7 protein-coding genes are annotated in these 8,083 nt (G+C 68.9%); 2 read left to right on the forward strand and 5 right to left on the reverse strand.

The window, feature by feature from the left end; translation table 11 throughout:
- From ACRDP3_RS11180 to ACRDP3_RS11200, 5 genes are all read right to left on the reverse strand, one after another.
- The coding region (locus ACRDP3_RS11180; RefSeq protein ID WP_431516729.1) for a GH39 family glycosyl hydrolase at positions 1-1,760 on the reverse strand (1,760 nt) is incomplete at its 3' end.
- A 130-nt stretch (positions 1,761-1,890) separates the two neighbouring features.
- Positions 1,891-2,811, reverse strand: coding sequence for a carbohydrate ABC transporter permease (locus tag ACRDP3_RS11185; protein WP_431516730.1), 921 nt, complete (start codon positions 2,809-2,811; stop codon positions 1,891-1,893).
- Positions 2,808-3,803 (reverse strand): carbohydrate ABC transporter permease, encoded by a 996-nt coding sequence (locus ACRDP3_RS11190; RefSeq protein WP_431516731.1) that lies wholly within the window; start codon positions 3,801-3,803, stop codon positions 2,808-2,810. The genes ACRDP3_RS11185 and ACRDP3_RS11190 overlap by 4 nt, the downstream gene beginning before the upstream one ends.
- A 5-nt stretch (positions 3,804-3,808) precedes the next feature.
- Positions 3,809-5,065, reverse strand: a complete 1,257-nt coding sequence (locus ACRDP3_RS11195; protein ID WP_431516732.1) for an extracellular solute-binding protein — start codon at positions 5,063-5,065, stop codon at positions 3,809-3,811.
- 121 nt (positions 5,066-5,186) lie between these two features.
- A complete protein-coding gene (locus ACRDP3_RS11200) occupies positions 5,187-6,296 on the reverse strand; it encodes a LacI family DNA-binding transcriptional regulator (protein WP_431516733.1) in 1,110 nt (369 codons plus the stop codon).
- A 549-nt stretch (positions 6,297-6,845) separates the two neighbouring features.
- Here ACRDP3_RS11200 and ACRDP3_RS11205 point away from each other — a divergent pair.
- Together ACRDP3_RS11205 and ACRDP3_RS11210 are read left to right on the forward strand one after the other, a co-directional pair.
- On the forward strand, positions 6,846-7,466 hold the full coding sequence (locus ACRDP3_RS11205; protein WP_431516734.1) for a DUF6230 family protein: 621 nt from the start codon (positions 6,846-6,848) through the stop codon (positions 7,464-7,466).
- Positions 7,457-7,876 carry a DUF6114 domain-containing protein gene (locus ACRDP3_RS11210; protein ID WP_431516735.1) on the forward strand — a complete coding sequence of 140 codons (420 nt, stop codon included), beginning with the start codon at positions 7,457-7,459 and terminating at the stop codon, positions 7,874-7,876. The genes ACRDP3_RS11205 and ACRDP3_RS11210 overlap by 10 nt, the downstream gene beginning before the upstream one ends.
- Positions 7,877-8,083 lie beyond the last annotated feature (207 nt).

The raw sequence follows: 8,083 nt of genomic DNA on the forward strand, positions 1-8,083 counted from the left end.
TCGAGGGAGGTCTCGGACAGCCGGTCGGCGGCGCGGAGCCGTTCCCACTGCTGCTCGTCGGGCCAGTCGCCGCCGTCCAGTTCGTCCCAGACGGCCTTGATGTGGGAGTGCTCCTGGTCGACGCTGCTGAGCGAGACCGTGTAACGGGCGCCCGCCGGCAGTCCGTTCACCACGACCGTGGCGGCGCGGTCCAGCGCGGCGGCCCCGTCGATCTTCGTCTGGTCGAGGGTGCCGTTCCAGCACAGGACGTCGACGGTGGAGGCGTCGTCGGCGCGGGTCGCGAGGGACTCGGTCAGCGCCTCGGCGCCGTCACCGCTCACCGTCGCCGGAATCCGGCCGCCGGCGAGCTGGGAGAGCAGGTAGAGCGCCCAGTAGCGCGGCTTGCGCAGATTGCCGACGGTGAGCAGTCCGAAGCCACCGTGGAAGAGCCGCGGGGGATGGCCCAGCTCCTCGAAGTGGTCGGTGGCCACCCAGTAGGCGAGGGCGTCGGTGGAGGCCAGCGCGCTCTTCATGCCGCGCAGCACGAACGGCGCGGAGAAGACGGAGTCGCTGACGCGGTGGAAGTGGGTGGGGGTGACGCCCCATTCGGTCCACAGGATCTCCGGCTCCGGCTTGCCCGTCGCCTCGGCGAAGGAGCGGGTCTGCGGCCGGAAGTCCAGCGGCGCGTTGCCGTAGGTGTGGGTGGAGACGAAGTCGATGGGGACGTCGTGCTCGCGGCAGTGCTCCAGCAGCGGGCCCACCCACTTGGCGGCGGCCGATCCGGGGCCGCCGACCGGGATGCGGGGATCCACCCCCTTCACGGCGCGCACCGCGGTCTCGTACAGCAGGTGGTACTGGGCCTGCGTGCCGTTCCAGAAGACCTCGAGGTTGGCCTCGTTCCAGACCTCGAACTCCCAGGTGGCGACCTCGTCCGCCCCGTAGCGCTCGCGCAGGTGGAGGGTCAGGTCGCGGCACAGCTCGCCCCACCGCTCCCAGCTGCGGGGGAACGAGGCGATGCCCTTGTACTCGAAGATGGTGTATTCCGGGTCGGCGGCCAACTCGGGGGGCATGAAGGAGAGTTCGACGACGGGCTTGAGGCCGGTGGCCAGGAAGCGGTCGTAGACCTCGTCCAGTCCGGAGAAGTCGAAGGAGCCGTCGGTACCTACGGTGACGCACTCGGGGAGGAAGGTGCCGTGCGCGCGTACGGTGCGCACCCCGAGCTCGTCGCGCACGATGCCCAGTGCGTCGGCGTACTCCTTGGCGACGTCGCTGCCCCCGGGGCCCGGCTCGTCCCAGATCAGCATGGACAGGTGCTCGGCGCCGATCATCCGGTTCCAGACGCCCGGCAGCGGGGTGGCCGGGGCGGCGGCGTCGACCGAGACCGTGACGGCGGCCGGCTGGGAACCCGGCGCCACGGGGCAGCCGCGCACGGCCTCGGCGGTGAGCGGGCCGGGGCCGGAGTCGGTCCAGGAGGCGACCTTGTACCAGTAGCCGCGCCCGGCCTCGACGAGCGAGTCGGCGTACGGCGGTGTGGGCACGGCCAGCACGTCGCCGCCGCGGTGGTCGAGCGGCTCGTAGGGGCCGTCCACCGTGTCCGCGCGGTGTACGAGATATCCCAGCGCGCCCTCGACCGGCTGCCAGTCGAGCCACACGTGACCGGTGCCGTCCGCGGAGCGAAGCCCGTCGGGTGCGGGCAGATCGGCGGTTCCGGTCAGCGGCTGGTCGCTGGGACGGCCGATGCGCTGCTCCCAGTCGAGGCGAGCGGCGTTCTTCTCGGTCATGGCGGGGTCACCTCTCGATGGATGCGCATACACCGTGGTGCATGGCTGTGGGGGGGGCGCGGGTTGTGCGCGGTGCGGTCGGGTGGTGGGCCTGTCGGGCGGGTGGGACTGTCGGGCGGTCTGCCCGGGCCTATTTGAGCCCGGCGGTGGCGATGCCCTGGGTGAAGAAGCGCTGCAGGACGACGAAGACGATCAGGACCGGCAGGACGATCAGGAAGGCGCCCGCCATCAGAATCCCGTTGGAGCCGTCGGTCTTGTCGGGGTCGATGGCGAAGGTGGCCAGCGCTACCGGGAGGGTGTACTTGTCCGGATCGTTCGTGGCCACCAGCGGCCACAGGAAGTTGTTCCAGGACCCCAGGAACGTGAAGATCGCCAGGGTCGCCAGTGCGGGCTTGACCAGCGGCATCGCTATCCGCCAGAAGATGAACCACTCGTTGGCCCCGTCGATACGGGCCGCCTCCAGCAGCTCGTCCGGGATGCCCGTCATGAACTGGCGCATCAGGAAGACCCCGAAGGCGCCGGCCGCGAACGGCAGGATGAGCCCCGCGTAGGAGTCGACCAGCCCCATCTTGCTCATCATGACGAACATCGGCATCATCATCAGGTTGTGCGGCACCATCAGCGCGCCCAGCACCAGGCCGAACACCGGCCGCTTGCCGACGAAGTTCAGCTTCGCCAGCGCGTAGCCGAGCATTGAGCAGAAGATGAGATTGCAGGCGGTGACGACCGTGGCGACGAGCGTCGAGTTGAAGAAGTGGCCGCCCATGTCGAGCAGTTCGAGCAGTTTACGGAAGTGGATGAGCGTCCAGTCATCCGGAATCCACACCGTCGGTGTCGCGCCCAGGTCCCGCTCCGACTTGAAGGACGAGAGCACCATCCACAGGAACGGCGTCACCATGACCACGACGCCGACCCACAGCGCGGTCAACGTGAGCCACCTGGGAGCACCCCCGGCCGAAGTCCCCCGGCTACCGCTGGGCGGTGCCCCCAGGGGGAGGGCCCGTTCGCCCTTCTGCTGACGACGAGCTGTCGTGCCGGTCTGGGCGGTCATTTTGTCTTGTCCTTCAGCAGACGGAGCTGGAGCAGGGTGACCGCCAGGATGACGGTGAACAGCACGTATGCCATCGCACTGGCGTAGCCCATGTGGAAGAAGCGGAAGCCCTGTTGGTACATGCCGAGCGAGACGGTCAGCGTGCTGTTGTCGGGGCCGCCCTCGGTCATCACGAAGGGCTCCTCGAAGACGTTGAGGAAGCCGATGCTCGTCATCACCACGACGTAGAGCATGGTCGGCCGCAGCAGCGGCAGCGTGATCCGGCTGAACTCCTGCCACATTCCCGCACCGTCGAGCCGCGCGGCCTCCCGTACCTCGGTGGGAATGCTCTGCAGCCCGGCGAGGAAGAGGACCATCGCGGTGCCGAGGTTGCGCCAGGCGGCCATCACGATCAGCGAGGGCATGGCGAGGGCCTCGGAACCGAGGAAGTCCGGTGTGCTCAGGCCGACTTCGGCACCGAGCTGGGAGATCAGACCGTCGGCCGGGTCGAGTACGAAGCGCCAGACGACCGCCACCGCGACGATGCTGGTGACGACGGGAGCGTAGAAGCCCACTCGGAAGAACGTCCGCATCCGCCCGACGCCGGAGTTCAGCAGCACCGCGGCGAACAGTCCGGCGCCGACGGTGAGTGGCACACCGATGATGACGAAATAACCGGTGTTGAACAGCGACGTGAGGAACTTCTCGTCCTCGAAGAGCTTGGTGTAGTTCTCGAAGCCGAGGAATTCGGCGGAGAGCGGGTCCGTGACGTTGCCCAGCCCGAAGTCGGTGAAGCTCATCAGGAGCGTGGCGAGGATGGGTATCGCCATGAACGTCAGGAACAGCGCCAGGAAGGGTGCGGAGAACAGCAAGCCGGAAAGGTTCTGCACGCTGAGCCGGTCCCGGCGGCGCGAGCCTCCGCTCTTCCCGGGCCCGGCCCCCGGCCGGGCAGCGAGCCGCACACGGGGGGTGCGGCCCGGGCTGCCCGGCCGGGATGGGGTGGCGGTCACCATGTGGATCAGTCCACCAGACCCTCGGTCTGCTTCTGCATCCAGGCAGCCACCTTCTCGGGCGACTCGTTCTTCTGGGAGAGGCGCGCCAGCCCCTCGTCGATCTTGGAGGAGAACTCGTCCCACTTGGTGAGCGGCGGCACCTGCTCGGCGGTGTTCAGCTGCTTCTCGAAGATGCCGAGGGACTTCTTGGTCTCCTTGGCCTTCATGACCGGCTGGTCCCAGGCGGCCTTGTTGGCGGGCAGGGACTTGGTGATCTCGTACCAGTGGGCCTGCTGCTCGGTGCTGGTGAGGTACTGCGTGAACTTCTCGGCGGCGGCCTGGCGCTCGCTCTTCTTGAAGGTGACCAGGCTGGAGCCGCCTATCCAGGAGGTGCTGGACTTGTCCCCGGGCAGTGGCGCGGGGGCCCACTTGCCCTTCAGCTGCGGCTGCTGGTCCGTGATGGCCTGGTTGATCCACGGGCCGGAGACGAACATCGGGGCGTCGCCGGTGCCGAAGTCCTTGACCACGTCGTAGTCGGGCGGGGTGTTCTTCTTGGACAGGCCCTTGTCGAAGTACCAGGCGTACTCGGTCAGTGCCTTGACCGACTCGGGGGAGTCCAGGGCGGGCTTGCCGGAGCCGTCCAGCAGCTTGCCGCCGGCCGAGTAGAGGTAGGGCAGCCAGGTCTGCCAGGTGCCGATGTTGGCCGGCTGGTTGTAGGTGCCGTACTTGGTGCCCGCCTTCTCCTTGTAGGCGGTGGCGAGCTCGCGCTGTTCCTTCCAGGTGGCCGGCGGCTTGTCGATGCCGGCCTTCTTCGCAAGGTCGGTGCGGTAGTAGAGGGCACGGGTGTCGACGTACCAGGGGACGCCGTACGCCTCGCCCTCCTTCACGCCGCCGTCCCAGGCGGCCGGGAAGAAGTCGCTCTTCGAGAACTTCTTGGTGTCCACCGGCGCCAGCGCGTCCAGCTCGATGAACTCGCCCAGCATGGTGCTGCCCATCTGGGCCATGTCCGGCAGCTTTCCGGCGGCGACCCCGGAGACCAGCTTCTGGTGCACGACGTCCCAGGCGACCGGGGTCACCTTGACGGTGATGTTGGAGTGCTTCTTCTCGAAGTCCTTGGCGACCTTCTGAAGGTGCTTGCCCTCCTCACCCATGGCCCAGACGGTGAGCGTCTGCTTGTCCTTGGCCGAGGTCTGCTCTCCGCCCCCGCTGCCGCAGGCGGAAAGCAGCAGCGCGAGGGCTGTCGTGGCCGCGGTGGCGGCGGCGATGCGGGGGATGGGCTGCATGGAGGGCTCCTCCTCGGTTGCGGAGCTTGGGGACGGCGCCGACCGGCGGCTGCCGGGCCAGTGCTGTAAGCGCATACATACTCTGTGAGCCACTGCCCCGAGGTGGCAAGGCCCGAGTGGATTACGACTGTGTAACGGAGGTGTTGTTCGCCGAAGGGCCGTTCTTGTCCGCGCAGCCGCAACTCGACCGCCGAAGCACCGAAACCGGCAGCACCAGGGACTCCGGTTCCCGGTCCCGGTTCTCCAGCCGTGCCACCAGCAGCTCCACCGCCTCCTCGCCCAGGCGCCGCATCGGCTGCCGTACGGTCGTCAGAGCCGGCGTCACCAGCCGCCCGAGCGGAATCCCGTCGAAACCGACCACCGCGAGGTCCTCCGGCACCCGTACGCCCCGCCGGTGCAGCTCGGACATGGCGCCCACCGCCATCTGATCGTTGGCGAACACCACCCCATCGGGCAGCCCGCGCGGCTCGGCGCTGCGGTCGAGCAGCTCGGCGATCGCGCGCTGCCCTTCGGCCTGCGTCAGGCCGGAGCGTGCGTCGGGGCGGTCCGGCACCGGGAGGCCGGCCTCCAGATGCGCCGCCTGGAAGCCGCGGAAGCGTGCCTCGCTGTCGGGGGAGTCCTCGTCGCTGCCCATGAAGGCGAGCCTGGTCAGGCCGTGATCCGCGATGAGGTGCCTGGTCAGCGCGAGCTCACCGTCGAAGTTCGCCACCTCTATGTGGTCGAGGTGGTCGAGCTGGGCGTCCTCACGTGGGCCCGCCAGCATCACCACGGGCAGCCGCCGCGAGATGATCTCCAGCTCCTCGGTGGGCACCGTACGGGCGAGCACCGCGAAGCCGTCGACCCGGCCGGCCACCTCGGCCACCAGGCTCTCGGGGCCGCCGGCGAGAGATGCGGCGATGAGGAGCGCGTAGCCGTGGCGGCGGGCGGCGCGCTCCATGCCGCGGATGATCTCGTCGGAGTAGAGCATCAACTCGGCGTCGCCGTAGTCGCCGTCGGGGTCCTCGGCGTCGGGATCGGCGTAGTCGGGGAAGCACAGGCCCAATACCCGGGTGTTACGGCTGGCCAGTCCGCGCGCGTTCCCGCTCGGTACGTAGCCGAGCTCGCGGGCGGCCTCCAGTACGCGCTCGCGCGTGCGGGCGCGCACGGAGTCGGGAGTGCGGAACACTCGCGAGACCGTGGCGATCGAGACGCCGGCCTGCCCGGCGACGTCGTACACCGTGGGAGCACTCACGCGACCGTTGCTCTCCTGCCTGCTCCGGACCTGCGGTACCGGGCGATGGAAAGGGTTACTGAAAGCGCATTCATTCTAGGTTCCCGCAGCAGGCATCGGCAAGAAGGCCCTCCTCGGTCCGGATTCGGTCCAGGTCGCGCGAGCGCGTGCGGGGTTACGCACAGGAGCGTAGCGCGTCGAGTTTTGGCCAAAGATTGTGCCCCCGAGTACACGGTATGTGTGGGGTTCGTGTCGGCCCGTCGGTCGTGAGCCGGTCGGCTTCTCCAGGTCAGGGCGTCGCGCACGGCGCGAGCCGGTGCGCACCGCGGGCCCGGACCAGGGGGCAAGTCCTCTCCGCCGTACGTGGGTTCGGCGCCCGCTGTGGCGCTTCGGCCGAAATCCGTCTGCGCGAAACCTTGCCGGGTGTCGCCGGTGTCCATAACCTGACTCGCGAGTAACACCGCACAGTAGAGGCGTCTTCTCCGCACCCTCACCACGTCTCTCACGTTCCCCCCACGTTCCCCCCGCACCCAGACCCGCACCACGCCACCGCTCTCAAGGGGACACACCATGAAGGACGCACACGGCAGACCCGTAACGGGACGGACCAGCTGGCGGAAGTTCGCCGTGCTGTCCGTGCCGGGACTGGCCGCCACCGCCGCACTCGCGATCGCTCTGGCCAACGGCGCGCTCGCCGCGTCGTTCGCCGTATCGGGCCAGCAGTTCAAGGTCTCCGCGAACAGCCTGGACGGTGACGGCTTCGCGCAGTACGGCAGCATCGACAAGAACGCCAGGGGCGAGCTGATCCCGGTGGCCGTCACCGCCATCAAGACGGCGGAGATGAAGGACCTCTGCCAGTCGGTGGTCACCAAGTTGCCGGTGGTCGGCAGTATTTCGCTGAACCTCACCGCCGGTACGGGCAAGAAGTCGGTGCGGGCGAGTGACCTCTTCGTCGACGCCACCCAGCTCTCCGGCGACGCGTCCTTCAACAACATCGAGATCGGCCGCGACGCCTCCACCCTCAACAAGGGCCCGAAGGACGGCCGGGGACTGCAGGACCTGTTCGGGCAGCAGGCGGACGACGTGCACATCACCAAGCTGCGGCAGACCGCTTGGGCGACCAACGCCGGCAAGTTCAGGCTGTCCGGCCTGCACATGAAGGTCAGTAAGGGCACCAAGGAATGCTTCTGATCCTGAGCCGGTGGCGCGACTGGCGCCGCGGCCGGCCTTTCTGGGGCGGACTGGCGACCGTCGTCGCCGGTGTGGAGATCGGCGTGATCCCGCTGGCACCGCTGAAGGTGATGCTGCATCAGGGGACCGCCGGAATCCCGTCGGTGGTGCTGGCCCTGGTACTGGTCGTGCTGGGGCTCAGCGCCTGGTTCGCACCCCAGTACCGGGGGCTCGCGGGCATCCTCACGGTCCTGCTCGCGGCGGCCGCGCTGGTGCTGTCCAACCTGGGCGGCTTCGTGATCGGCACGCTTCTGGGCGTCCTCGGCGGTGCCCTGATCTTCGCATGGCAGCCGGTTCCCCCTGCCGCCCCCGCCGACCCGGCCGCCCCCGCCGATGACGGTCCGCACCACGGGAGTCCCGTGACCACCTGAAGACCTGACGACCTCAAGACCAGCAAGGTATCCCGCGCACCACGGCACGAGTGAGCGGGGGAGTGCACCACGCATTCCCCCGCACCCCCCATCACCGCAACCAGCGCCAAGGAGCCTCATCATGAGCAACCGCCCCCTGTCCGCACCGTCGCCGCGGGTCGCGGCGGCCGGCATCCTGGCCGCCGCCGCACTCACGCTGGGCAGCGC

Source organism: Streptomyces sp. (genome assembly GCF_050698815.1).
In the GTDB taxonomy this organism is placed as follows: domain Bacteria; phylum Actinomycetota; class Actinomycetes; order Streptomycetales; family Streptomycetaceae; genus Streptomyces.